This is a genomic window from Marinobacter metalliresistant (genome assembly GCF_038098645.1).
GTDB lineage: Bacteria > Pseudomonadota > Gammaproteobacteria > Pseudomonadales > Oleiphilaceae > Marinobacter > Marinobacter metalliresistant.
Window position 1 is genome coordinate 1732863 of the sequence record NZ_CP101118.1, and the last position, 25556, is coordinate 1758418.

Genomic DNA, 25556 nt, shown 5'->3' on the forward strand with positions numbered 1-25556 from the left:
TGTGACCATGGCTGACAAACCGATTAAGACCAGCCCCCCGCCGGAATTCGAGCCCAACGTCGTGCGCCAGTCGCTGGTACGGGCGGGTGTGCATGGCGGCCATCTGCTGAAGCGTTCTATCCTGCGCCGGTTGAGCCGGGGCAATCCCAACCCGGTCAGCGTCAAAAGCATGGCCAAACCCTTTGTTTCCCTGTCCGGCAGGCTCGCAACCCAGCCGGACACCCTGATCCTGGCCCAGATGCGCCTTCTCAAGAACAGCACCCGGTTCTGCTCGGGCCTGCTGGCCAGCAGCTTAAGCAACAAGCCACTGGCCGTGGCGGAGCCGGAGCCGGGCGACGGGCGCTTTCGCGACCAGGCCTGGAATGAGGTCCTGGCGTTTAATGTCATCAAGCAGGCGTACCTGCTGTCGAATCGCTGGATCATGGACACCCTAGATGATGTCCGCGGCCTGGACGACCACACCAGACGCAAGCTGCGATTTTTCACCGGCCAGATGACCGACGCCCTGGCCCCGAGCAATTTCATCCTGAGCAATCCCGAGGTGCTGCGGGCGACAATCCAGACCCGGGGCAGGAACCTGCTGCGCGGACTGGCCAACCTGTTGCGCGATCTGGATGAGGGCGCCGGCCCCATGCCCTTTCGCATGTCCGACCCGGACGCCTTTACGGTTGGAGACAATCTGGCCAACACGCCGGGTGACATTATTTTCCAGAACGAACTGATGCAGCTCATCCAGTACCGGCCAACCACCGACACCGTGCACCGTCGGCCGCTGCTGGTGATACCGCCGTGGATCAACAAGTACTACATTCTCGATCTGGGTGAGAAAAAGTCGTTCATCCGCTATTGGGTCGAGCAGGGCCACACCGTGTTCGTGGTCTCCTGGGTGAATCCCGGGCCGGAACTGGCGCATAAGAGTTTTGAAGACTACATGCTCGAAGGCCCCATCGCCGCCATGAACGCCATTGAACAAGCCACCGGTGAGCGTGAACTGAATACGGTCGGCTACTGCATTGGCGGCACCCTGCTCGGCTGTACCCTCGCCTGGCTGGCCGCCCGGGGCGACGACCGGGTCAAGAGCGCCACCTTCCTCAACAGCCTGTTGGACTTCTCGGAGGTCGGCGATCTGGAAGTGTTCATTGATGAGGACGCCATTGGCAAGCTCGAAAAAGCCATGAACAAACAGGGCTATCTCGAGGGTGCCTCCATGGCGACCGCCTTCAACATGCTGCGGGCCAACAGCCTGATATGGTCCTTCTTCGTCAACAACTACCTGCTGGGGCGTGATACCGCCCCCTTCGACCTGTTGTACTGGAACGCGGATGCCACCCGCATGCCGGCGACCATGCACAGTTTCTACCTGCGCAACATGTACCTGCACAACCGGCTGCGTGAGCCCGGTGGTATTGAACTGGCGGGCACCCCGATCGATCTGGGGAAAGTCAAGGTGCCGAGTTACTTTGCATCGGCCATCGAGGATCACATCGCCCCCTGGATTTCCTCTTATCGCGGCTCACGCTATCTGGGCGGCCCGGTGCGTTTTGTCCTCGGCGGCTCGGGGCACATCGCTGGGATCATCAATCCGCCGGACCGGAAAAAGTACGGCTATCGCGTCAACGAGGACAGCGACCTGGATCCGGATGCCTGGCTTCAGGGTGCCAAACAGTTCGAAGGTTCCTGGTGGCCCGACTGGGTCGCCTGGGCTGAACAGTTTGGCGGTGGCGAAGTGAAGGCCCGTACTGCCGCGGAAGGGAATCTGCCGGTAATCGAGCCGGCGCCCGGCGCCTATGTGCGGAACCAGCCGGCGCCACCGACTCCGGTTGTGCAAAAGCCCCGACAACCTCCGCGTCGAAAAACAGCGCCACGCAAACGGACAACGGCACGTACGAAAGTCACCCAGTGAGACCTGTTACAGAAATGAACAGGGTATGTCAGATAAACTTACACATGTCTTCTCATAAGCAGGACTGAAAGATGAAAGCACATTGAAATAACAACAAAAATATCGAACTGGCATCTCAATTGCTAAGTACTCCCGGCTATCAAAACTACGCAGTTGAGGAAAGTACCCCATGTCATTGTTCAGCCGTATCGCCGTTCTCAGCACTCTCAGTGTTTCTCTTTTCATCGCAGCACCGGCCAGTGCCAACCTTATTGTGAATGGCAGTTTTGAAGATCCGGATGTAGCTTCTGGTGCCTGGCAGGCCTTTGACGCCAGTGCAGTAGCTGGCTGGGATGGCAGCCGTATCGAAATCTGGGACAACTTCAACAGCGAAACCGCCTACCAAGGCGATCAGTTTGCCGAACTGAATTCCGATCCTGGCACCGGCACTGCGTTTAGCATTTTCCAGGATATTGCCACTGATATCGGCCAGGCCTACGACATGAGCTTTGCCTATCAGGCCCGACGCAGCATCACCGAAGAGTTCGCGTTCTCCGTCACTCCGGACGGAGGTGCGGCCATGTCCTGGCTGCTCTCCGACCACACGACCAATGGCTGGAGCGTCTTCTCCGACTCCTTCGTAGCCACTGCAATCAACACTCGCATCATGTTCACCTCGGTGGTTCCCGAGACTGGCACCGTTGGTAACTTTCTGGATGATGTAAAAGTAACCGTAGCAGTACCCGAGCCAGGAACACTTGCTCTGTTTAGTTTGGGGCTTCTGGGGCTGGGAATGGCGCGCCGCCGCGGCTAACATCCAAACCTTGCGTGTTAAAAGGCCGCATCTTGCGGTCTTTTTTTGTTTTGCCTTCCGCAATAATCATGGATGATTAGGCGCGCTCTCTATCACGTGCCACCATAACGACATCGCCCTCCTGATGAACCAGGGGTAGATGCCGCATACATGTAAACAATATCGACACGACTGTTTCAAATCTGAAACAGACGGCGTGCGAGGAGTAAACAGTTTCACCAACAGAATCTCTGTTGAGCACCCTCGGAAGCAACCCGGGCAATCTCGCTTCACATCGTCCGGCAACGCATTGAGCTTGCTGTGGGTACGCTGTTCGGTCAACGGCTCAAAATACCGATCATCCACTCGCTCGCCATACCACGACGATCTCTCTACCGGATCAAACCCTTCACCATAGAGATCGTCTATCTCCACCTCATCGGCCGACGAGTTTCCGACATTTTCCAAGCGATCTATGGCGAACGGCAACAGCGGCAAAAAACACGGTGCCCGAGCTTACAACGCAGCTGTGGCTGTTGACGCACCCGGACTTGAGGAGGGTAGCGCGGATACGGAGGTTTATGGACGAGGTAGGGGCGATGTTCGGCCCGATCATGGTGGCCTGGTTTCTGACCCTGGCAGCGCTGGGGATGAACAGCATTTTCGAGCAGGCGGCCGCCTATGGTGCGAGTGTGAATGCCACCATGCTTGTGACCACGATTCTGGCCTTCAATGTGGCCCGCGCCGACTCAAGCTGTAGAGCCGGCACTGCATGGTAATAAAGTCGGTAACTATTAAAATCTGGCTCGCACCAAGAGTTCCCATGTTTGGCGCTCAAGATTCGCTTTTCAAAAGCACAAAATGCTCAATCAAACGAATCATCAGCGTCTTCTGATCCGGAAGGCTTTCCGCCACCAGCAGGGCCAATGCCACTAGGGTATTGTCATTAATCAGTTGTTCCACTGGCCGTCCAAGTAAAGCTTCGTTACGGCGCAGGTACCACAAAAACAGAAACGAACCGCAGCGTTTGTTGCCGTCCGCCAACGGGTGATTTTTGATCACAAAGTAAAGCAGGTGTGCGGCCCGGCTGGCCACGTTCGGGTAAAACAGCTCCGTGGCTTCGCCTTTGGCAATCAGAGTATGTTTGAGCTTACCAATGGCCTTCAGTGCCTCATCCAGCTCCAGCTGCTGCATGTCCGGTTGATTGATGCCAATCTCGGCCAGCTGCTGCTCATCGTAGCCCTGCAACAGACTCCAGGAGCGGGCATAATCGCTGATCACCCGGGCGACCGCTTCGCCTTCATTGGATACCAGACCCTGATTAGTGAGGGTGCGGCTTAGCAGGTTAACAGCCTGCTCGAACTCGATGCCTCGCTCGGCCAGCCGACGCTGGTTGAGGGTATGACCCTTAACTAAATGGTCTTTCAGAACTTGAGTCGCCCACTGGCGAAATTGGGTTGCGCGTTTAGAACTGACTCGATAACCCACGGAAATAATGGCATCCAGATTGTAATGCTTGATACGGCGTCGAACCTGGCGATTGCCTTCCTGGCGAACTACCGAGAAATCCTCGGTAGTTCGATCTTCCTCAAGCTCGCCTTCTGCATAGACATTCTTCAGGTGTAAACCGACGTTATCAGTGGAGGTATCAAATAGGGAAGACATCTGGTTTTGGTTTAACCAGACTGTCTCCTGATCCAGCGCCACTTCAAGTTGTGCCTGGCCATCTGCGGATTTGAAGATTCGTACCTGTTGCTCAGCCATTCCGTTTTCCCATGATCAATTGCTCAGCCTCTTCCAGCTTGCGCAGTGCTTTTCAACATTTCAAGCAGCCCAGCTCTCCGAGTTACCAACTTTATTATGTTGTTACCGACTTTATTACGATCCCACACCAACTGTGTTCGGTGACAAATACAAGCAGTGGAACGCCGCCTTTGATGCCGGCTACTGCGCCGCCATGGGCACGCCCTACATTACGCTCCACAACGACGACATCGTTCACCCCCTTAAGGAGGTGGACGCGGCGGCTATAGCCTGGGCGCAGACACCGGAGGAAATCGTTGAGGTGTTGAAGTACGTCACCACAGCGAAGTAAGTTGGTACCGGGGTGTCGCATGTTTGATAGCGAACGCGCCTTCAGGGCTTCCGGCCGGAAGTTCTGCGGCACCCGGTAAAGCCACGCAGGCCTGATGTTTCGCATCAGGCTTTGCCACGTTTTCTCCGTTTGATGCCTCGCTCACCTTTAAACTCATCGATCGCGGTAAATCACCTGTTGTAGATCACAGGCATTCGCCCTTTCCACTGCTGCCATGTCTCGTCGCTTGAAATCAGCTCCGCCATGAAGTGCGCAACGTTGATCCGACTCGTTTTGCCGGCATTGAAAATCGCACTGCGGGTTGGCGAAGGAACCACGTCATAGGTCGTTGCCTGATCTTCATCAATCAGGGTGTCTGGTCGGACAGCCACCCACTCAAGGGCCGGATCGTCAGCGGTGACCTGTTTCGACAGATACTCCGCAGCCTTTTCATTGTCTGCATGGGGCGGAACAAGCACGCGAATCAGTCCAACCACGCACGCCTCAGCAAATGACGGAGATTCCTCGGGGTGGCTATTGCCCGCGGTATTCATCAACACCACTCGGACCGTTGTCGATGGCCGGGACGCCCGGATGGCCTCGCACAATCGCCGAAGCGTATCGGTCACCAACCACCGCGGCGAACCATACATCCCCTTGAAGGTCAGGTTGTGGCCAAGACACGATGCGACCGCCGAGCAGCCGTCAACGTGCTGCCGTATCTGGTCATCACTGAAATCCAGGATACTCCCATGAATGACCGACAAGGCCGGGTGGTCTATCAGCGCTTGCGGCAGTTTCTCGGGAGCTCGAGCAACCGCTCGAACCGGATTGCCAAGCTCAAGCAGCTGTTCCACCAACAACCGTCCTGTCGCACCAGTGGCGCCCACCACCAAAACCGTCATTGCGTACTCTCCATTGTTTGCCAACACCGATCCACGAACCTGTGGCCTCCCAAATCGATTCGCTATATCCGGATAACGAAATCGTCGTAATCGAACCGCACTTTTGGCAAGCCAGCGCTGCGGTCTCCCGCGCTTCTGCGCCCCAGAGCCACAATGGCGGAGGTTTCCAGCTCATGGTGGGCCAATCCCAGTACCTGATCAAAAGCCCGCGAATCAATGCCGGTCATTGGGCAACTGTCGATTTCCAACACAGCAGCCGTCGTTAGCAGGGTACCAAGCCCAATGTACGCTTGCTGGTGTGCCCATTCCCTTTTTTCCGTCCGGGATTTCGAGGCCAAAGCTTGCTTCATATGGCCAGCGTAGCCCGCGATATCCTGGTAGGGAATCTCTCTGACCTTCATGCACTGGTTTACGTAGCGATCCACCGTTTGATCGCCGATGCGTGTGTCGGTAGCAAACACAATCAAATGGGAGCAGTCCACCACCTTCTGCTGACCGAAGGCGTGCGGCAACAGGTCTCGCCGCACGGCTGCGGATTCGATCATGATCACCTTGTAGGGCTGCAAGCCATAGGACGAGGCGCTTTTGCGAACGGCATCCAGCAGTGTTTCAACGGCCTGGGTGTTCAACTGTTCCGGAGAAAATTCACGGACCGCATAACGCCAGTCCAGAGCGGCATGAATATCCATCACTTGCTCCCCTCATAAGGAATTGCGACCGGCCGCAGCGGCGCTGCGTCCCCACCACGGATCTTCAGTGGCGCACCGATAAAGGCAAACTCATACACCCCGTCTTCTGCCAGCTCTTCCAGATTCACCAGCTCCATGATGGTAACGCCTTGCTGGGCCAGCAAATACGTGTGCACGGGTACATAGTTACCGTCGTCCTCCGATGGAAACGCTTCAAAACTCAGGTTGTCCGCGCCCACCGAAAGAGCCTGTTTCTCGTCGGCCAGAAAGCGCGCGGCGGACATGCCCAATCCGGGCGCGTTCTCCATAAACCGGTCGGCCTCCTGGTAATGCCGCATACGCCCTGTCCGGATCAGCACCACATCGCCCAGCGCAATATCGATACCCTGGACACTCAGCGCAAGCTTCAGATCTTCTCTCGTTATCCGGTAGCCCGGCTCCAGCTCTTTCAGGCCTTTGGCAGCGGGAATATCCAGCAGAACCCCTCGGGCAATAATCGGGGGCATTTTCTCAATGCCCGTTTTGTTCCAGCCCCGGTCGCCCAAGTGCTGGTCCGCTGAAAAGTGGTTCCAGATCTTGCCGTTCAGTCCGAAGTGGTTCAGAGCATCATTGTGGGTGCCTGTGTGCGCATACATCGAAAAGGCAGACCCCGTGTAGCTCACGTGGGCATTCATCTCTTCGCCCACAGACAGGGGGTCGTCCACTTCTGTGCCTTTTGGCGTGTGGGTCATCCACATCTGAAAATGCGGGTCGCCCGCCGCCTGCCAGCTGGGCATGCCGATGAAGTACTCAACGCTCAGATCGTAGGTCTTGGCCGGACTCAGGTTTTCCAGCGCGGCTTTTCTTGAATCGGCGGTCATCATGTTCAGACGGCCGATCTCATCGTCAGGCCCCCAGGGGCTCGAGGCTACGTCGGCGGCATTGGCCGCTGCAGGTGCCAGGAACATGGACAGAATTACGGAATGGAATAATGCGGTATGACGCTTCATAGAGTTGTCCTCCTTCAGGTTGGAGTCTTCACTCTATGAAATCGCTCAGAACGGTTAAACGGACGGAATAGAACTACAGTATTTCCAAAAAGGAAATAATCATTGCAGCAAATTGATCAGCCCGGATCAGGGGCGCCCTATTCCCAATAGGGTTTGTCTCCCCAATACTGATCCAGATGCTCCAGCAGAAGCCTGACTTTCGTCGGCTGTTTACGCCCCGGTGGGAAAAGCGCAAAAACGGTATAAGGCTTCGGAGGGAAGTCCTGAAGCAGCGGAATTAGCGATCCGCTATCTAGGTCCTGTTGCACCAGAAAGCGCGGCACCAAACCAACCCCCAAACCCCGCAACAGACTCTGGCGGATCGCCAGGCTGCTATCTGTCCGGAAATTACCATTAACGGTAACTTCCTCTGCACCCAGTTCCCAGACCCTCGGCCTATCGTGAAGAGCGAACGTCAGGCAATTGTGCCGGGCGAGGTCTGCCGGCGAATGGATCTCTGGCGCACTCGCCAGATATTGAGGGGAGGCGCAAACAATGTTTCTGGATTTCCTGAGCGGCTTGGCAAGCAGGCTAGAATCGGAAAGCGCATTGCGAACCCGGATCGCGATATCAACGCCCTGTTCTACCAAATCGACCATACGATCACTGAGTTGCAGGTCCACGTCGATATCAGGGTAACGTTTCAGAAAACTGTCGATAGCTTCCGTGATGTGAGTAAGGCCAAATGACATGGGCACGTTGATCCGGATCGTTCCGCGGGGCTCCGCCTGCACGCCTCGAGCCTCCAGTTCGGCATCCTCAAGGCCATCCAGAAGCGCCTGGGTTCGCTTCAGAAAAGCCAGACCCGCATCGGTGAGATGCATCCGGCGCGTCGTCCGGTTAATCAACCGGGTCTCAATGTCCTGCTCCAGAAACGCGATGTGTTTACTGACCGTCGCGGCGGTGATGTTCAGATCATCCGCGGCCTTCGTGAAACTTCCCAATTCCGCGACACGCCGAAAAATCTTCATGGCAACAAGCTTGTCGGTGGCCACCTCACGCTCCTGAATACTTTCCAATTTGGAATAAGTATTGTTCGGATCGCTCCAATTATCAATTGAATGAATTCCGGCACACTCAGGCTCACCACGTTTATATTCATACCCTGGAGCGAGCTGACCATGATAACCTTGATACAATGCCTGCCCTTTCCGCCTCAGGCCATTGTCTGGGGCCTGTTGATGGCCAATGGTTTCCTGATTGCGCTGATGCTGGCCCTGGCGAAAGCAGCCACGGCTCAGGGTGTGCCTGCCATCACCTATGCATTCTGGCAAACGCTCATTGCCGGCTTGATTTTGTTGCTTTGCTCAGCGAACTTCAGAGCCCTGTTCGAACAGCGTCTGACCATCTACTTTTTTATCAGTGGCCTGACGGGTATCGCGATACCCAATGTTATCGCCTTCTACCTCGTGACGAAGCTGGGGGCCGGCTTCACTGGCATCATGTACGCCTTACCGCCGATATTCACTTTTCTGATTGCAACAACGATCGGCCTGGAAAGACTCAGCTGGACGAAACTGGCCGGCTTGTCGGTTGCGGTTTCCGCCTGCGCCTGGATTGTTCTGCAACGCCATACCGAAATGGGCCAGTCCAATCTGCTGTGGTTCGCCCTCGGCCTGCTTATCCCGGCCGCGCTGTCGGTCGGCAATGTCTACCGTTCGGTCGCCTGGCCCGACCAGGCAAAACCCATGACGCTGGCTGCCGGCACCCTGCTCGCTTCGGCTATCGTACTGGGCTTACTCGCCAGGCTAACCGAAACACCGCTGGCCTCGGGGGGTTTTGGGTCTGCATTTTTAACTGTCATCCTCATCCAGGGTCTTCTGACCGCATTGACCTACTACTGCGCCTTCGAGCTTCAGAAGCGCTCCAATCCGGTTTTCTACAGCCAACTCGGCGCAGTGGCTGCCGTATTTGGACTAATCATCGGCGTAGTATGGTTTAACGAGCGATACTCACTGGGAATCTGGCTGGGCGCTTTAACTGTGATCGTGGGGTTGCGGATGAGCAACCGGACATCGCGCGGCAAGGGTTGATCAGAAACGCAACGATCGCGACAGAGATTCCGGCAACCAGAAATCTCTTTGCAAACTCGCTCTGCGGATTAAGCAATATAGCCAATCTGCATTAACCCCAACCAAGACCGCAGTGCTCACCACTACCAAACGAGCATCAACCCACCCGTAATAACGGCAAACAGAATGGACAACCAGATCAGGGTCTTCCAGGGAAAGGGTGGTGGGGGCGGCTGCACTGCGAGCTGCTTTTCCAGATCGTTTTTCAGCAACCGGGTATTGCGAATATTGGCCTTGTAGATGGCATCAAAGGCATCGCCTACCACCGGCAACAGGCCACCGAGAAAATCGATGCCCATATTGCGCAGCATACGCAGCTTCACATCCTTGCTGGCACCCGCCCGCTGCGCTTCGATCAGCACATAGCCGGATAACACCAAGCCGGCGAAGTCGCCTACTACCGGTAGCAGGCCAATAATGGAATCCACGCCAATCTGAAACTTGGTGAAGGGAATACCGATGCTGCTGTCGGTAAACCGGCTGAACTTATCCAGCCGCTCCAGTATCGCCCGTTGCTGGGCCTCGGTAGGCTTTGCCATTACATCTCCACAAACAGTTAACAGAATCGCGGGCCAGCAGCCTGTCAGCCTTAAGTCCGACAGGCTGCTGGTATGGATTGCAGGCGACAGATCATCAGGGTAGCACGGAGGCAAGAATCAGCCCGAACTGGCACGGGTGATCGTCAAAGACAATTCTGCGCTGTTTTCCTATCCAGTTTGACAGGTGTCAGGACCAATGCTATTCCGTTAATGATTGATCAAAAAACACTCACATAATGTCGACCAGCACCATCTTGGCAATTGATGAAGGATTCCGGGTAGTTGGTGCAGTGACAGAGCTGCAGTGACAAAAACGAGGAACTGGACTATGGCTCAGATCAACCGCACGGATAGGCAGATAGAACGGCGGCAATTTCTCAAGCGCACCCTGGGAGCGGTAGGGGTAGTCAGTTTGCCTTTACCGGTCAGCCAGGCACTGGCGGCAAGCGGCGGCGCAGGAAATCTGGCACCTGATGTGCCGGAATGGTCCCTGTCCCAGGGTAAACCCATTCTTTCACCGGCCTATGGCCAGCCCTCAAGATTTGAGGATGGCGTAGTCCGCACACCGACGGACTTAACACCCACCAAAACCTCTTCCTGGAGTTTTACCCCGTTACAGGATCTGAATGGCACCATCACCCCCAATGGCCTGGTCTTTGAACGCCATCACGGCGGGGTTCCTGATATCGATCCTGAACAGCACCAACTGATGCTGCACGGCATGGTCGAGAAGCCGATGATCTTCGACATGGCAGAGATCAAACGCTTCCCCCAGGTCTCGATGAAGCGTTTCCTGGAGTGTTCGGGCAACACTCTGACTGAATGGAAAAAGCCCAGCGGCAAGACCGTTCAGGACACCCATGGCCTGCTCAGCTGTTGTGAATGGACAGGCGTGCGCCTGTCTACGCTCCTGCGAGCCGCGGGTGTTAGGGATAAGGCCAAGTGGATCCTGGCAGAGGGCGCCGATGCCGCCGCGATGACCCGCAGCATTCCCATGGAAAAAGCCATGGACGATGCGCTGGTGGTCTATGCCCAGAATGGAGAGGCCTTGCGGCCCGAACAGGGCTACCCTTTGCGGCTGATCCTGCCGGGCTTTGAGGGCAATACCCAGATCAAGTGGCTGCGCCGGCTTGAAGTCGGTGACGCGCCTTATATGACCCGGGAAGAAACGTCCAAATACACCGACCTGATGCCGGACGGGAGCGCTCGTCAGTTCACCTTCGTGATGGAAGCCAAGTCCGTAATCACCTTTCCGTCAGGGGGGCACACCCTTCCGGAAAAGGGCTTTTACGAAATCCGGGGGCTTGCATGGTCTGGCCGGGGCAAGATTACCCGGGTGGATGTCTCCACCGACGGTGGCCGCAACTGGACTCAGGCGAAGCTCGAAGGCCCGGTGGAGACCAAGGCACTGACTGCGTTCCGGCTGCCATGGCGGTGGAAGGGGGGCAGCGCGCTTCTGCAGAGCCGTGCCATTGATGAAACCGGATACGTCCAGCCCACCCGTCAGGCGTTAATCGACGTGCGAGGGCTGAAATCCGTTTATCACCTGAATGCCATACAAACATGGGAAGTCAGCTCTGATGGAGGGGTCAGCAATGTTCACGTATAAAACCATCGCACCCATTGTACTTGTATCCCTGGTCGGGACAGGCACGGTTATGGCTCAGGATGAAGATTACGGGCTGGGCCGGGACGCCACCGATCAAGAAGTCGCGGGCTGGGACATTGATGTACCGCCCAGCGGTGAAGGTCTGCCCGAAGGCTCCGGTAGCGTGGCCGAGGGCAAGGAGGTTTACCAGGCCCAATGCCAGAGTTGCCACGGCGCCGACGGTAAAAGTGGTCCGATGGACCGGCTGGTAGGCGGTAAGGGCACGCTGGCAAGTGACTCTCCGGTCAAGACCGCGGGAAGCTACTGGCCTTTTGCCACCACACTCTACGACTACGTTCACCGTGCCATGCCGTTCCAGTCCCCCCAATCCCTCTCACCGGATGAAACCTATGCGGTCACCGCCTATGTTCTTCACCTGAACGGCATTGTGGAGGAAGACACAACCCTCGACGCCAAGTCACTGCCCGAAGTCAAAATGCCCAACCGGGATGGCTTCGCCCACCCGGACCCACGCCCGGATGTTGATGCCAGGGCGTGTATGAGTGATTGTAGAAGTGGTGAGTGACGGACCAGGCGAGCAGTAGGCTTGTTACAGGAAAAGAGAAATAAAAAATTTCTCTTTTCCTGTAACAAGCCGTTCATCTAAAGTGGATCTGGTTCGGTTCGGTCGACCTTCCCGGTTTTCCGACTAAAGATCCCGCAAATGCCCGAGCCCAAGCTGCGCCATCTGGCCACGAATCCAGGCCTCCCGCTCCAGCACATAGGAGGATGGCGAAGCAGCACTCAACACTTTCGGATTCGGGAGCACGGCTGCAAGCCGCGCGGCCTGATATTCTGAAAGGTGCCGGGCAGGCTTGCCGAAGAAGGCCTGGCTGGCCGCCTCCACCCCGTATATGCCTGGCCCGAATTCGGCGATATTCAGATACACCTCCAGCACACGTTTTTTCGGCCACAAGCCGTCCAGCCCCAGGGCCAACACCGCTTCGATGGCCTTTCGGACGAAGCTGCGCCCGTTCCAGAGAAACAGGTTTTTGGCGGTTTGCTGGGTGATGGTGCTGGCACCCCGAAGCCCCTCGCCGGCCCGGTACTCCGAGAGCGCCTGCCGAATCGCCTCGAAATCCACGCCCGCGTGATAAGGAAAACGCTGATCCTCGCTGGCCACTACTGCCAGGGGCATCCAGGGGGAAATCTCGGACATGGACACCCAATCATAGGCCAGCGATTTGTGCGGGTACTCCAACTGGTAGCCCAGCATAAATGCTGAGGTGGGTGGATTCACAAACCGGAACAACAGCATCACCAACACGATCAGCACTAACGCGCCACCGAAGGTCCAGCCAAGCAGACGCAGGAATTTTCGGGCACCAGACATCTTGGCCATTAGTTCGAACCCACCCCATCAATTCGCGGCTCCGAGTGGCCCTTCAGAGCTTCCGGCCGACGCAGAGCCGTACCCAGAACCAGAACAAACGCGGCCAGCACAAATACCTTGTTCACAAACCAGTTCGTGCGCCAGACGGACCACTCCGGGCCTGCCAGAAACCAGATGAACAGGTGCGCGAGAAACGTGATCCAGGGGCTCCGAAGATTGTCAGTGGCCGATGCCATTGCGGTGCTCCCGTCCTTTAGTTCTATCTTTGCACACTGAGGGACCGGAGGCACGATTGACCACCACCCTACAGACCACGCAAACTGATGCCCGAGTCCCGTTTAAGAGCGAACGCATCTGCCATGCCAGCAAACGTAAAAACCCGGATCCTGTTCCACTCCAAACGTTTGAAGATATACCTGGTACGTTACCCTGAGGGCCATAAGGTCGTGCCCCACGTGGACATGATTTCTGAGGGCCAGCTATACAAACTCAACTGCGTTCTGGTGAAACCCAAAGCCGGTGGCAAATTTATCTGCGAGAAGAACATTTTTAACCTGTTCGGGCGGGTATACCTGTTTCGACCAGATCTTTACCAGCACCGGGTTTCAAGGATCGAACGCGGGAATCGGTGGTTGTTGAGCTTTGCTCTAAACAAATCCTGAGCCTGCACCCCAACAGTGTGAAGGTGGAAAGAGGCGCATGGAAAAGCCCCGTTTCTATTACCCGGGCGAGAAACCCTACCGGATGATTTCCGTTCGGGAACATTGTGGAAATCTACAGCCACAGCTATGAATTGATTTACGGCGAGGGCGCGTACTGAGCCGGGACGTAACAAAATCCCATCAGCGGTGTCTGAGGAATAGTCGCCTTCACCAAAAGGGGAAATGGCATGAAAAGGCTCTTACCGCTGATGGTCATCGCTCTGCTCTTCACAGCCAGCGCAATGGCTTCCGAACCGCCTGTCTACACCGGCTTACTGAGCAATACCGGCGCCGGTGGGTACGACACCGTCAGTTACTTCGAAACCGGACAACCCACCAAAGGCTCCAGCAACTTCACGGCCGAGTACCAGGGGGCCACCTGGCGATTTGCAAACGCTGAACATCTGGCCCGCTTCAAAGACAACCCTGAACGCTACGTGCCGGCCTATGGCGGCTACTGCGCCTGGGCTGTCAGCCAGGGCAACCTCGCCAAAGGCGACCCTAAGTACTGGACCATCAAGGACGGGCGGCTGTACCTGAACTACAACCAATCCGTGCAAGACCAGTGGCTGGAAGACCCAGACGGGTTTATTCGACAGGCGGATGTGAATTGGCCGAGGGTTCTGGAGTAGGAAATCAAAGCAGCTGTCAAACTCTTTAGCCAGACGAGACTCTCGAAAGACCATATTGTGGCGCCGGGTTGAAGATCGGCGCGAAGCGGAAGGTAACCACATCCAGCCCATGAATATCCTCAATACTCTCGATCGGGCCGATGCGTGAGCGATTGTAGAACGCGCCGTTCTGGTACCTCAATTCGCCGCTCCGAGTGGCCCTTCAGAGCTTCCGGCCGACACAGAGCCGTACCCAGAACCAGAACAAACGCGGCCAGCACAAATACCTTGTTCACAAACCAGTTCGTGCGCCAGATGGACCACTCCGGATCCGCCAGAAACCAGATGAACAGCGTCGTGATAATGAAAATCTCAACCACCGACATGCCAATGGCCAGCATGCGGGTATATCGTGGTCGCACCAACAACGCCCAGGCCAGCCAGAGATGAGCCGCCGGCCAAAGATCCCAGTATATATACGTTGTCCACGCCTCACCGCTGACCAGCGCAAAGCCAACCGGAAACAGATATTTGATAAAGACGGTCCAGGCCACGAGGATCAGGAACAGATGCGCGAGAAACGTGATCCAGGGGCCCCGAAGATTGTCAGTGGGCGATGTCATTGCGGTGCTCCTGTCCTTTAACCCTATCTTTGCATACTGAGGGCCCTGAGGCACAAGTTCATCTGCGAGAAGCTGGCCCAGCTCGCCGGTGGGCTCAAGGACATGTCCACACGTTTCGTGGTTTAATCCGCTGTGGGAGGAGAGCGCCTCGCAACTGGTGGTCAACCGGTCCGCCCCTTACCGTAACGTCCTGACAAACAAGGGGCTCCTGGGCAATTCTAGTCTTGGGCGGCTCTGATGAAACCCTGTAAGGACTGTATATGATATTTGGAATCGCCTGGTTCGCAATGATGTGGCTCGGACTGATCATGGTCGCGCTGGTTGCTGCCGTGGTGTTCGTCCTGCGCCGGCGTCACGATGCCGGGGATGACACCGAAGCGCCCACCCGCGAGCAACAAAGTGAGGCTCGCCAACAAGTGCTTGAAATGGTCGAGGGTATGCATACCGCCGCTGAAGGCCTCCATGGCCGCGCTCGTGTAAAGGCGTTGCGGAACTATATGGATAGCATGAGCGATGGTCTGGAACTGGTCTCGGCAATCCATTCCCCTGCCAACGGCTCCCCCAGGGGCGAATGGGTCATTGCGCCCGGCGCAAAACCCGAGCGTCGCATTCTCTACATTCACGGCGGCGCCTGGATCGCCGGCAGCCCCAAAAGCCATCGCGCCATTACTGACCGGTTGTCACGGCTGGCCCACGCCTGCGTATTCGCTATCGATTACCGGCTGATGCCGGAAAACCGCTACCTGGACGGCATCATCGACTGCCAGCGGGCCTATCGCTGGCTTCTGGACAACGGCCCGGACGGAAAGGCTCCGGCTGATTTCGTGGTGGTTGCGGGGGACTCCGCCGGCGGCAGCCACGCCTTGGGACTCATCGCCTGGATACGAGATCAGGGCCTGCAACCACCGAACGCCGCTATTGCATTGTCACCCTCCACCGAACTGATGCTGACCTCACTGGGCAGCCGGGCCAATCTGAAAACCGATGTCATGCTGGGACCAATCGTTAAAAAAATGTCCCGGGTACCGCTGCCGTTGCTATGGTGGGGAACCGTTCTGGGCATGCGGGTATTGCCCACCAGCCCTATGGCATCACCCCTGCGCGGAAAGTTACACGCTCTTCCGCCAACACTGATTCACGCCAGCGAATCGGAACTGTTGGTGGAAAATGCCCGGCGGTACGCAGAGAAAGCACGGGCGGCTGGTTCACCGGTGGAAGTGGAAACCTGGCCCGACATGGTTCATGTGTGGCATCTGTTTACGCCGCTGCTGCCGGAGGCGGAAGAGGCGTTCCAGCATATCGGGGCGTTTCTGTCGCGGGTGGAAGCCGGTTCAACCTAAAGGGATCAGCTCAGCAGGCGCTCTTTGGCTTCATTGATACGGGCTGCCAGATAGTTACTTCCGCCATGGTCCGGGTGCAGTTTCTGCATCATCCGGCGGTGGGCCTGGATGATCTCCTCCCGGCTGGCACCGGGCTCCAGCCCGAGGATGTCCAGGGCTTCGCTCTTGGTTAAAGGACCGCCGGCATCGCCGGAATTGGCACGATCACGGGATTCCCCGCCGTCATCGCTGGCCACGTCGTCCGCACGCCAGGAGTCTCCGAACCGGCGGTCAAGGTAGGACTCCAGCAGCCGGGCCGAGTCCTCGTCATGCTCCCGACAGTATCGTAACAGCTCGATAAATTCGCTCTCGCCCAGATCCGCCAGCGCCCGACCGGCCATGGGGCCTTTCAGGATTTTGCCATTCATGGTTCCGGAGTCGTGGTCCAGGCTCATTTCGAGAATGTCGCTGGACACATGGGATTGATTGCCCGGTTTGGCTTTTGCTTCCCCGCTCCCTGCCCCGGCCATACGCCCCATCAATATGGATGGCAGCACACGGCGTAGCAATGGGTAAAGAAACACCAACAACGCAAGCAGAAAGTGCACCCGGCCGGTAACGGCCAACAGAACCACCATCGCGATACCGGCAAACAACAACAGCTTGATAAGGGCCGGCTTGCGTTGGCTGGGCGGCTGGTTGCGCAGCCAGACCCATGCAAAAACCGACAGTACGATAACCAGTAGCGTTAATTGCACTCAGATACCCCGGGCTCATCAGCCCATCGTTGGATTGAAGGTGGCTTGAAGGTGAATGGAAACAAGCGCTATCTGATCTGCTTTGTCAGGCGCCTGACTTCCGGGGAGCTGCGGCTGGAAAAGTCCTGCAGGGCCCTGGCTCCCCCGGACGCATAGACCGCAACAGCGGCCATAAGATCCTTGAGCACCTGCGGGCTGTTTCGATCAAAGGAGGCATAGGCACCTCCGGACAGCTTGCTCACCTGCTGGAACACTGCCCGGGCATGGGCATCGTCGCCCTCATGGAACATGAACACCGGGGTTCGCAGCATTCCCAGTTCACCGGCGGTATGGCAGAGCTCGTCCACCGGCTCCTCGCAACAGTCCCCGATAAACACCACGGCCTTGACGGCCTTTGCGCGGGTTTCTTTCACAGCGTGCGCCAACACCCGGCTGATCTGGGTACGGCCACCCAGGCAGGAAACGCCGTTCATCAGATCCAACAGCTGACCGGTCTCGGTGACGAACCCGGTGGCTTTGAATTCACCAAAGCCACGGTAATAACACAGCTGAATGGCCAGACCACCCAGATCCCTGGTCGCCATGAACAGCTCACTCTGCAAGTGGCAGGCCTCATCCCAGGTCGCCTCCCGGCTCGCGGTGGCATCCAGGGCGAAAATCAGCCGGCCCTGCCCCCTGCCCTGTTTTGGCAGTTTCCGGACCTGGTGGATAAACTGGTCGATCGACTGTTTATCGGATTTGGTGCGTAGCTCTTTGTCGGACATAAGCGTCTGAAACCGCCTGGGCTGACCAAACTATCGTTATAAGCGTAGGGCAAAGACGAGGCAATTCACAGGCCCGGTTTTTTCTGAAGCAATGGAATCCGATCACCGCGAACACATCTCCGCTGTCATCAATTTTCCAGGATACGTCACAACAGCACCTTCAGGCCATCCGACTGACGGGGCCCACCTTTCTTGTGTTCCCGTTCGTGCTTGTTTTCTCGTTCGTGATTTTTATGATCAAAATATTCTTAATAAACACAATGGAACTTACCTTCTAAATATTTCTTCGATCAAAGGGTAACGCTATTTTTTAAATAGTTGCCGACATGGCAGCTCATATTAAAACAATCAAACAAAAAATAGGTTCTGGTAAAATCATGAAAAAAAATAGCACACAACTGGCATTCTCTATTGCAGCAGCATTAGCGAGTACTACTGCATTAGCAGACAGCGACACCCAAAAATTAGAACAGCAACTACATGATCTGCAAAAAGAATTCTCTGACTTAAAAAAATCAAGCATTTTCAATTTAGAGTTCGGTGGCCGGGTTCAGGTTGACTACAACTACTTTGAAGGTGCCTACAATGCTGATAACGGCGGTGACCCAAGCAGTGACTTTTTCCCTCGCCGTATTCGTACCTACGTAGAGAGCGAGCACGGTGATTGGGATCATAAATTATTACTCGATTTTGCTGAAGGTGCTGGTGAAATTGTTTTGGCACGAGTACGTTACAACGGTTTCGATAATGGTCTGAAAGTGCAAGTTGGTAAGTTGCGTGAAGATATCTCATTAAACGCACTAACCAGTAGTAAATATATCAATACTATCTCGCGTAGCTCGGTGGCAAATAGTATGTCGCCTTTCTTCCAGTGGGGCGCATCGGCCTACCAATACTTTAAAGATACTGGCTTTCGCTATGCTGTTGGTGCTTATAAAAATGAAGCATTTGGTGCCAATGGCAGGAATAATGATGATGGCTCGTTAGCGCTGTCTTTAACGGGCCGATTAACTTGGCAACAAGATTTACAAAATGGCGTATTACATCTTGGTAGCTGGTATTCAAAACGTGATATGGGGGGGCGTTTGTTAACGGAATCCTTCGCGCGTGGTGAAATACGCAACACAAATACGCGCCTAGTAAATTACGCCGCAGGCGGTAATCTAGTGAGCCTGAATAGCTTGCAACAAGCAGGTTTAGAGGCTGCGTATCAGTATAAAGGCCTGACCGTGGAGGCAGAATACGCGGCCCGTGAATTAAATACTGTAGATCCCACTTCGATATTAGATGGCGAACTCTATGACGGTTATAGCCTATCAGCGAGTTACTTCCTGGATGGCTTTCAAAAACAATACTCTAAAGGTTCTGCGGTATTTAAGCAGCCTAAAGGGGTTAAAAACGCATGGGAATTAGTTGCTCGCTTAAGTGGTACCGATGCGACATCAAGTACGCAAGGCACCGAGATAACAACTTATACTTTGGGCACGAGCTATTATTATTCATCACAAGTTAAATATATGGCGAACCTTATTTATTCAGAAGTGGATGGTCCAGGTGCGAATGATTTGGTAGGTGATGAAGATAACGGTCTTGGTTTTACCGCACGTATTCAATATTTATTCTAGCGCCCTTTAACAAAAGCTCACCTTATTATTGAGCTTATCGGATAGGCGAGCGATGGATTCAATGATCTGATCTGCCGTTTTGCGCCAGGCAAAGGGCTTGGGCGCGTCGGTGCAGGTCGCCAGATACTCCTTAATTGAAGCCTCAAGCTCGCGTGTGCCACGGTGGGAGTTGCGCTTGATCCATCGCTGTGAAATGAACGTGGTACCGGGGCCTAGTGTCCCGTCTGGCTAATTCGCTAATGTACTGCGAATTAGCCAGACGGGACACTAGCTGCAAACCAGGCCCGCACTTTTCAGTCTTAACAGCAGAGCCTGATGGAGGTTACAGTTTTGCCAGTGCCTCAGGCACTGGCGTGTCACCGGACACCACATCAAAGACGCGATTGGTGGCAGTGTCCAAATCCAGCACCGCCAGCAGGACGCGGGCAACATCCTGCCGTGGAATCGTACCGAAATCGTCCAGTCTCGCACTCACCGAAACCTTGCCCGTCCCGTCATCATCGGTCAGCCGACCCGGACGAACAATGGTGTAATTCAGGCCGCTGTTTTTCAGGTGCTCATCGGCGTTGTGTTTGGCCTGAAGGTAATGACGGAGTTTTTCCGGCCCCTTTTCCGGCTCCTCAGCTCGCATACTGCTCACCATGATAAAACGCTTTATACCCATGGCCCTGGCTGTATCCACCAGCCGGATAGCACCGTCCTGATCCACATCAATGGTTTTATCCGGCCCGGTATGCGGGCCTGAGCCAGCGGTAAAAATGACCGCATCGCAGCCTCTCATGGCTTCGCTACAGTCTTGCTCCAGATCGCCCAGCACGGTTTCCGTAGCACCCAACTGCTGCAATTCCGGGCCCTGATCCGGGTGCCGGATCAAGGCACGTGCCTCATGATCCCTGTCGGCCAATTCCCGTAACAGATGTTGCCCGATTTGCCCGTTAGCTCCTGCAATGAACACATGCATGGCGGATCTCCTGATTAGCTGATTGGCGTGCATATCTTTTATATGCCGAGTGCGCTGCACTTACAATTCAGGGCACCGGAGAGACAGTTTACGGGAATGTTACGGGAATGCGCGACACACGACTGGAGGGAGCTTTTGGATAAATCCGGGCGCTGGTCGCGGAAGGCGGCCGAACCCAGTGATACCCTGGACCTTGAGCGCGGCGTGCTTGCCCTTGAAGATCCCCGGTAGACCGGGCGGGTACATTAGCCTGCCATTCATAATCAGGGACCTGGCGGCGGCAGGATTTGCCACTGCCAGGCGCTTGATTGCTACGACATAGCGTCAAGTTTTTTTATCGCTTTTTTAAGTACCTTAACCGACTCGGCATGCTTCCCCTGGCTGTGCAGTGATTGGCCCTGATCACGGAGCGCTTTGATACTGGCTTCAGTCTTACTATCGAGTTGAGCTGACTGCAGTTGTTGATCAATCTGGCTAACCAGAGACGGGCACTGGCTGGCCAGCGCAGTGCCAGCTAGGAATACAGTGATTAATAGTGCAGCGAGATAGCGCATGAGACTTCCTCCTTTGGCGCACCCAGATAGCGTTGCTAGTCTGGTTATGATTTGACCAACTTCGGGCGGTTTAGTTCCGAAATCCGGGACAGATTTTCCGCCAGTAAATGGAATCGACCGGACCCGGGCGAATGAGCGGCAGCGCTGGATCTTAGCCCGCCAGCGCGGCCCGCACCTTCTTGCTCAGATGGCCCATGTCGACCCGGCCGAGCACCTGGGGGCGCAGGTTGTTCATGACACGTCCCATGTCCTGCATACCCTGAGCATCAGTTGAGCTGATGGCCAGTCGGATCAGGCCGTCCAGGTCATCCTCATTCAGGGCGGCGGGCATGAATTCCTCGATAATCACCATTTCCGCACGTTCCTTATCGCCCAGCTCCTCGCGACCGGCGGCATCGTATTGGCTGGCAGCGTCGCGGCGCTGCTTGAGCATTTTGTCCAGCACCTTCAGAACGTCCTCGTCACTCAAATCTCGGCGTTCATCAATCTCGATCTGCTTAACCGCGGCCTGAGCCATACGCAGGGTGACAAGCCGGGTTTTGTCCTTGTTCCGCATGGCGTCTTTCACGGCGCTGTTCAGTTGTTCCTTGAGTGTTGGTTCCGCCATTGTCGAGCTCCTGTTCTATGGGTTAAGGGGGACGGACTTCGCATAAAGCGAAAGGGTAGATTTAACGAAAAATCGGAAAAGGTTCAATCGTGGACAATGAAGGAGCCCCATAGGTTTCCTCCGGCTCGACGCCCTGTTAATTCTGTTAGAATCAATCCGAAACTTCCCCTCTGAAACCTTAACAGGCGCTCATGAATGAAACCCAACCCCTTTAATACCCGTATCGGTCTGGCTCTGGGGGGCGGTGCTGCCAAGGGCATTGCCCACATTGGCGTTTTGAAAGCCTTCGAAGAAGAGCAAATCAAGATTCACTGTATTTCGGGTACCAGTGCGGGGGCGCTAATCGCCAGCTATTACGCCTTCGGCCGCCCGGCAGAGTCCATACTGTCGATTTGTTCAACGCTGAACCTGTCGAAGATTATCAACTTCACCCTTGAGCGTGGTGGCCTGTTCAGTACCAACACCATTCGGGAGATGATCCACCGGGATCTGGGGGATGTCCGGATCGAAGATGCCAACATTCCCCTGGCCATTTGCGCAACGGATATCGAAACCGGCGAGCAGTTGATCTTCAGGGAAGGAAACCTGGCGGACGCCGTCTGTGCATCCATGGCGGTGCCCGGCCTGTTTGTGCCGGTGGAGGTGGATGGCCGAATTCTGGTCGACGGAGGGCTGGTTGAAAATGTCCCGATTTCACCGTTGGCGAAAATGGGCGCAGGGATTACCGTGGCCATTGATCTGAGCCATGTCAGCCGGTACCCGAAGCCGGAAGATACGTTTGATGTGATCAGCAACGCCATCAACATTGGTATCGATTTTAATACCCGCAAGCAGTTGAAGAACGCAGACATAGTGGTGCCGCTGGATTTAAGCCGCTACAGCCTCACCAACAACGCCAAATGTGTGGACGAGCTATACCTGGAAGGCTACCACCCCATGAAGAAAAAGATTCGCCGGGTGCTCTGGTACAAGCGGATGAACGTCGCTATCAGCCTTTTAAAAACGGTCAGGACATTGCTGCCCTTCAAGATGCCCGAGATTATCAAAGACCTTAAACGGCACGCCTTTGGCGTCCGTAATCGAAGCGAACCGGATACCCGAACCCCAGGATCTTGAGCGGCCAAAGGGCTCTACCATGTTCCCACTCCCATTTCCCTGGCACTCTTGATCTGGCACCTTTGACCTGGCAACCCTTGATTTGGCAACTCTGATCGCGAAACGAGGAACGATGGAATTCACCTTTCTGGGCACATCTGCCGGCACACCGACACGGTCACGCAACGTAACCGCCCTGGCCCTGTCGCACTCCGGCTACAAACCCTGGTACCTGGTGGACTGTGGCGAAGGCACCCAGCACCAGCTGCTACGCGCTCACTACTCGGTGATGCAATTGCGGGCGATCTTCATCACCCATATCCACGGTGACCACACCTTCGGCCTGCCGGGGCTGCTCACCAGTGCCTCCATGCTGGGCCGCACAGAACCGCTGGACATCATCGCCCCCGTTCAGACTCAACGTTTCATCAACGCGACGCTCGAAAACAGCGATTCCAGTCTCAGCTATGCCCTGAACTTCACCGATTCCGAAGCGTCGGACTTCTGCTGGCAGGATGACTATTTCGAGGTGACGAACGTAGCGCTGTCCCATCGGGTACCCTGCCGTGCCTACGTGTTTACGGAGCGAAATCTGGAGCGACAACTGTTGCAGGGCAAGCTGAAGCAGGACGGTGTCGAACCCGGGCCCAACTGGGGCGAGTTGCAGAAAGGCAATGACGTAACACAGGAAGATGGCCGCCTGCTAAGAAGTGACGACTACACGCAGATTCCCCGCGTTGCCCGCCGCCTGATCGTCGCCGGTGACAATGACAACCCTGCCCTGCTGACCGACGCCTGCAAAGGCAGCCATGTGTTGATTCACGAGGCTACCTACACCCAGGACGTGGCCGACCGGGTTGGCCCCTGGCCACAACACAGCTCCGCCGAACAGGTGGCCCGGTTTGCCCAACAGGCCCAGTTGCCCAATCTGATACTCACCCATTTCAGCTCCCGCTACCAGTCCACGCCGGGCGGCACGCCCAACATCAACCACTTGGCAACCGAAGCCATGCAACACTACCGGGGCCAGCTATTTCTGGCCCGGGATTTCGACACTTACCGGCTGGAGAAGGATATGTCACTGATTTGTCTGAGCACAGAAAACCCTTTTTAAAGTGAACGTCCTGAAAATCATCTGTCCCAGTTTTCTCAATTGCGGTGTAATGTGCCAGACACTCACTTGCCTGCAGATACGCCTGTCACTATGCCCATTGTCACATCGCCCGAGCAGAACATCTCCGAAATTGAGATAGAGCAGGCAATCCGCTCCGGTATCGAGCGCTACTTTGACGACTGCCGGGCGCGGGTACCGGCGTTTATTGACCGCCATTTCCATTACCCCGGTGCCATCGCAACCAACCGGATGGCGCTCGGATGGGACATGTTGCGGGCGCCCGTTAATCTTCTGTGGGCGCCGGTGTACGCCCTGGCATGCCTGGTAAAAATTCTGGTTCCCAAACGAGCAGGCCTGATGTGGCTGCACGGTTTGGCAAATCGTGTACCCGCCGGTTTTACCACTCGGGTACAACAGCATATCTCGCACCTGATCCTGGTGGACCTGTTGAACAATGGTCAGGAGGGCCCGCTGCTGGAGAGCTATCTGATTGAGGCGCTGGAAGCGGTCTATGAGCGCCACACCTGCGAGCCGGTCGATCACCAGCAGTTCAACAAGCTGATTGAGCCGCTGGTGGCGGACACTCTCAGTCATTACCGGGTAACCCGCACGGCATCGGCCGATATCACCAACAGTATTACCTGCACGGTGCTGGGCGCGTTTGCCTTCCAGAAGTTTACCCCGGGTGGTATCGGGCTTGGGGTGGTGCTCGCATCCATGCTCGCAAAGACCCTGGCCGCCAGGGACTTTATTCTGGGTGAAACCATCGGCGGGTGGTACTACAGCGTATTTCCACCGGAGCCTTCGCTGGCGACAACAGCCAGCGTTATGGTCGCTGTCATGGCCTTATTGGCGGCGTTTGCGGCCTTGTCCGGTGTTATTTTTGATCCCGTTCAGGCGGCTGTCGGTTTGCATCGCCGGCGCCTGCACAAGCTACTGGACCACCTGCAGAGGGACGTCACACTCAGCACCCAAAGCAGCTTTCGCCCGAAAGACCAGTTTGTGGCGCGGATTCTGGACACGTTTGACATGATCAAGTCGGGTTTAATCTAACGAACGGAGTGTCTGCATGATTACAGTTCATCACCTCAACAATTCCCGCTCACAACGCGTTCTCTGGATGCTGGAAGAGCTGGGCGTGCCCTACGAGATCCAGCGTTACGAGCGTGATCCCAAAACCATGCTGGCGCCGGCAAGCCTCAAAAAGGTACATCCGCTGGGGAAATCACCGGTGATCACCGACGGCAATCTGGTGGTGGCGGAATCCGGCGCCATTATCGAATACCTTGCCCACACCCATGACAAAGACACCCTGTTGCCGAAGGCCGGCGGCCAGGCATGGCTGGATTACACTTACTGGCTGCACTACGCCGAAGGCTCGTTGATGCCCCCGCTGGTGATGCGCCTGGTGTTTGAAAAGGTAAAAACCAGCCCGATGCCGTTTTTTATCAAGCCCGTAGCAAAAGGCATTTCCGACAAAACCAATGAAATTTTCATCGGCCCGATGATCAAGACCCACCTGGATTTTGTCGAATCCCACCTGGCGAAAAACACCTGGTTTCTCGGCGACAACCTCAGCGCGGCGGATATTCAGATGAGCTTCCCGCTGGAAGCCTCAGTAGCACGGGGTATCGTCGGCAAGAACCGGCCTCATATCACCGCCTGGGTGGCGCGAGTGCACGCCAGGCCTGCTTACCAGAGGGCGCTTGAGAAGGGCGGAGAATACGATTTTGCGTGAGTAGACCGCCAGGCAGGCGATCCCTGGTCCGGGGACATGGAGTTGAACCTGAGTGACTGAAACGCGTTGGTGCGTCGAACCATGATGCAGTAATCCAGCGAACCCAATCCGTTGAAGCTCACG

The 25556-nt window shown here is 55.8% G+C and carries 28 protein-coding genes and 2 pseudogenes; 16 read left to right on the forward strand and 14 right to left on the reverse strand.

Annotated features, from left to right (window positions below; all coding sequences use genetic code 11):
- Positions 1-7: 7 nt before the first annotated feature.
- From NLK58_RS08085 to NLK58_RS08095, 3 genes are all read left to right on the forward strand, one after another.
- Entirely contained in the window at positions 8-1903 is a 1896-nt protein-coding gene (locus tag NLK58_RS08085) for a class I poly(R)-hydroxyalkanoic acid synthase (protein ID WP_341582482.1), read from the forward strand.
- 169 nt (positions 1904-2072) lie between these two features.
- Positions 2073-2696 (forward strand): PEP-CTERM sorting domain-containing protein, encoded by a 624-nt coding sequence (locus NLK58_RS08090; RefSeq protein WP_117618040.1) that lies wholly within the window; start codon positions 2073-2075, stop codon positions 2694-2696.
- A 560-nt stretch (positions 2697-3256) separates the two neighbouring features.
- On the forward strand, positions 3257-3454 hold the full coding sequence (locus NLK58_RS08095) for a KUP/HAK/KT family potassium transporter (RefSeq protein WP_162893649.1): 198 nt from the start codon (positions 3257-3259) through the stop codon (positions 3452-3454).
- Positions 3455-3509: 55 nt separating this feature from the next.
- Here the strand turns inward: NLK58_RS08095 and rhuM are convergent, their stop codons facing one another.
- Positions 3510-4439, reverse strand: coding sequence for a RhuM family protein (gene rhuM / locus NLK58_RS08100; RefSeq protein WP_341582483.1), 930 nt, complete (start codon positions 4437-4439; stop codon positions 3510-3512).
- 136 nt (positions 4440-4575) lie between these two features.
- Between rhuM and NLK58_RS08105 the strand changes: the two are divergent.
- A pseudogene (locus NLK58_RS08105) lies at positions 4576-4770 on the forward strand (YtoQ family protein); the annotation flags it as partial.
- Positions 4771-4940: 170 nt separating this feature from the next.
- Here the strand turns inward: NLK58_RS08105 and NLK58_RS08110 are convergent.
- The 4 genes from NLK58_RS08110 to NLK58_RS08125 all read right to left on the reverse strand — a co-directional run bounded on the left by NLK58_RS08110 (position 4941) and on the right by NLK58_RS08125 (position 8510).
- On the reverse strand, positions 4941-5654 hold the full coding sequence (locus tag NLK58_RS08110) for an NAD(P)-dependent oxidoreductase (RefSeq protein ID WP_117618043.1): 714 nt from the start codon (positions 5652-5654) through the stop codon (positions 4941-4943).
- A 62-nt stretch (positions 5655-5716) separates the two neighbouring features.
- Positions 5717-6343 carry an NAD(P)H-dependent oxidoreductase gene (locus tag NLK58_RS08115; RefSeq protein ID WP_117618044.1) on the reverse strand — a complete coding sequence of 209 codons (627 nt, stop codon included), beginning with the start codon at positions 6341-6343 and terminating at the stop codon, positions 5717-5719.
- Positions 6343-7332: a cyclase family protein gene (locus NLK58_RS08120; protein ID WP_341582484.1), complete on the reverse strand. Its 990-nt coding sequence runs from the start codon at positions 7330-7332 to the stop codon at positions 6343-6345. The genes NLK58_RS08115 and NLK58_RS08120 overlap by 1 nt, the downstream gene beginning before the upstream one ends.
- A 137-nt stretch (positions 7333-7469) precedes the next feature.
- Positions 7470-8510 (reverse strand): LysR family transcriptional regulator, encoded by a 1041-nt coding sequence (locus NLK58_RS08125; protein ID WP_341582485.1) that lies wholly within the window; start codon positions 8508-8510, stop codon positions 7470-7472.
- Between NLK58_RS08125 and NLK58_RS08130 the strand changes: the two genes are divergently transcribed.
- Entirely contained in the window at positions 8493-9404 is a 912-nt protein-coding gene (locus tag NLK58_RS08130; RefSeq protein WP_341582486.1) for a DMT family transporter, read from the forward strand. The two genes, NLK58_RS08125 and NLK58_RS08130, sit on opposite strands and share 18 nt — an antisense overlap.
- A gap of 122 nt (positions 9405-9526) precedes the next feature.
- Here the strand turns inward: NLK58_RS08130 and NLK58_RS08135 are convergent, their stop codons facing one another.
- The gene (locus tag NLK58_RS08135) at positions 9527-9982 is read right to left on the reverse strand and encodes a DUF4112 domain-containing protein (protein WP_117618047.1); all 456 of its coding nucleotides are present in this window, start codon (positions 9980-9982) and stop codon (positions 9527-9529) included.
- Positions 9983-10310: 328 nt separating this feature from the next.
- On the opposite strand from NLK58_RS08135, the gene soxC reads away from it, so the two are divergent.
- Both soxC and NLK58_RS08145 read left to right on the forward strand, forming a co-directional pair.
- Entirely contained in the window at positions 10311-11591 is a 1281-nt protein-coding gene (gene soxC / locus NLK58_RS08140; RefSeq protein WP_117618048.1) for a sulfite dehydrogenase, read from the forward strand.
- On the forward strand, positions 11578-12156 hold the full coding sequence (locus tag NLK58_RS08145) for a c-type cytochrome (protein ID WP_117618049.1): 579 nt from the start codon (positions 11578-11580) through the stop codon (positions 12154-12156). The genes soxC and NLK58_RS08145 overlap by 14 nt, the downstream gene beginning before the upstream one ends.
- A 123-nt stretch (positions 12157-12279) precedes the next feature.
- On the opposite strand, the gene mtgA is transcribed toward NLK58_RS08145, so the two are convergent.
- Positions 12280-12972 (reverse strand): monofunctional biosynthetic peptidoglycan transglycosylase, encoded by a 693-nt coding sequence (gene mtgA, locus NLK58_RS08150; protein WP_341582487.1) that lies wholly within the window; start codon positions 12970-12972, stop codon positions 12280-12282.
- Positions 12972-13199 (reverse strand): hypothetical protein, encoded by a 228-nt coding sequence (locus NLK58_RS08155; RefSeq protein WP_117618051.1) that lies wholly within the window; start codon positions 13197-13199, stop codon positions 12972-12974. Before NLK58_RS08155 ends, mtgA begins: the two co-directional genes overlap by 1 nt.
- 123 nt (positions 13200-13322) lie before the next feature.
- Here NLK58_RS08155 and NLK58_RS08160 point away from each other — a divergent pair, with 123 nt between their 5' ends.
- The 3 genes and pseudogenes from NLK58_RS08160 (at position 13323) to NLK58_RS08170 (ending at position 14296) form a co-directional block, all read left to right on the forward strand.
- Positions 13323-13625, forward strand: a complete 303-nt coding sequence (locus NLK58_RS08160; protein WP_117618052.1) for a 2OG-Fe(II) oxygenase — start codon at positions 13323-13325, stop codon at positions 13623-13625.
- Positions 13626-13647: 22 nt separating this feature from the next.
- Positions 13648-13783 (forward strand): annotated as a pseudogene (locus NLK58_RS08165) (glyoxalase); the annotation flags it as partial.
- A gap of 69 nt (positions 13784-13852) precedes the next feature.
- Positions 13853-14296, forward strand: a complete 444-nt coding sequence (locus NLK58_RS08170) for a YHS domain-containing (seleno)protein (protein WP_117618053.1) — start codon at positions 13853-13855, stop codon at positions 14294-14296.
- 119 nt (positions 14297-14415) lie between these two features.
- Here the strand turns inward: NLK58_RS08170 and NLK58_RS08175 are convergent, their stop codons facing one another.
- Entirely contained in the window at positions 14416-14898 is a 483-nt protein-coding gene (locus NLK58_RS08175; protein WP_205422286.1) for a hypothetical protein, read from the reverse strand.
- A 260-nt stretch (positions 14899-15158) separates the two neighbouring features.
- Here NLK58_RS08175 and NLK58_RS08180 point away from each other — a divergent pair, with 260 nt between their 5' ends.
- Entirely contained in the window at positions 15159-16238 is a 1080-nt protein-coding gene (locus NLK58_RS08180) for an alpha/beta hydrolase (protein WP_117618054.1), read from the forward strand.
- Between the two features lie 5 nt (positions 16239-16243).
- Here the strand turns inward: NLK58_RS08180 and NLK58_RS08185 are convergent, their stop codons facing one another.
- Positions 16244-16975 carry a molecular chaperone DnaJ gene (locus NLK58_RS08185; RefSeq protein ID WP_117618055.1) on the reverse strand — a complete coding sequence of 244 codons (732 nt, stop codon included), beginning with the start codon at positions 16973-16975 and terminating at the stop codon, positions 16244-16246.
- Between the two features lie 68 nt (positions 16976-17043).
- A complete protein-coding gene (locus NLK58_RS08190; protein WP_117618056.1) occupies positions 17044-17739 on the reverse strand; it encodes a VWA domain-containing protein in 696 nt (231 codons plus the stop codon).
- A 326-nt stretch (positions 17740-18065) separates the two neighbouring features.
- On the opposite strand from NLK58_RS08190, the gene NLK58_RS08195 reads away from it, so the two are divergent.
- Positions 18066-19364 carry an OprO/OprP family phosphate-selective porin gene (locus NLK58_RS08195; RefSeq protein ID WP_227539478.1) on the forward strand — a complete coding sequence of 433 codons (1299 nt, stop codon included), beginning with the start codon at positions 18066-18068 and terminating at the stop codon, positions 19362-19364.
- Positions 19365-19686: 322 nt separating this feature from the next.
- Here the strand turns inward: NLK58_RS08195 and NLK58_RS08200 are convergent, their stop codons facing one another.
- The 3 genes from NLK58_RS08200 to NLK58_RS08210 form a co-directional block, all read right to left on the reverse strand.
- Positions 19687-20325, reverse strand: coding sequence for an SDR family oxidoreductase (locus NLK58_RS08200; RefSeq protein WP_117618057.1), 639 nt, complete (start codon positions 20323-20325; stop codon positions 19687-19689).
- Between the two features lie 311 nt (positions 20326-20636).
- Positions 20637-20879, reverse strand: a complete 243-nt coding sequence (locus NLK58_RS08205) for a hypothetical protein (protein WP_117618058.1) — start codon at positions 20877-20879, stop codon at positions 20637-20639.
- A 151-nt stretch (positions 20880-21030) separates the two neighbouring features.
- Positions 21031-21486: a GatB/YqeY domain-containing protein gene (locus NLK58_RS08210; protein ID WP_117618059.1), complete on the reverse strand. Its 456-nt coding sequence runs from the start codon at positions 21484-21486 to the stop codon at positions 21031-21033.
- A 195-nt stretch (positions 21487-21681) separates the two neighbouring features.
- Here NLK58_RS08210 and NLK58_RS08215 point away from each other — a divergent pair, with 195 nt between their 5' ends.
- From NLK58_RS08215 to NLK58_RS08230, 4 genes are all read left to right on the forward strand, one after another.
- Complete coding sequence (locus NLK58_RS08215) at positions 21682-22602, forward strand: patatin-like phospholipase family protein (RefSeq protein WP_341582488.1); 921 nt, start codon at positions 21682-21684, stop codon at positions 22600-22602.
- A gap of 112 nt (positions 22603-22714) precedes the next feature.
- Positions 22715-23695 (forward strand): ribonuclease Z, encoded by a 981-nt coding sequence (locus NLK58_RS08220; RefSeq protein WP_117618061.1) that lies wholly within the window; start codon positions 22715-22717, stop codon positions 23693-23695.
- Between the two features lie 90 nt (positions 23696-23785).
- Positions 23786-24748, forward strand: a complete 963-nt coding sequence (locus NLK58_RS08225) for a DUF6635 family protein (RefSeq protein WP_341582489.1) — start codon at positions 23786-23788, stop codon at positions 24746-24748.
- 16 nt (positions 24749-24764) lie between these two features.
- Positions 24765-25433 (forward strand): glutathione S-transferase, encoded by a 669-nt coding sequence (locus NLK58_RS08230; protein ID WP_341582490.1) that lies wholly within the window; start codon positions 24765-24767, stop codon positions 25431-25433.
- Positions 25434-25556: the final 123 nt, after the last annotated feature.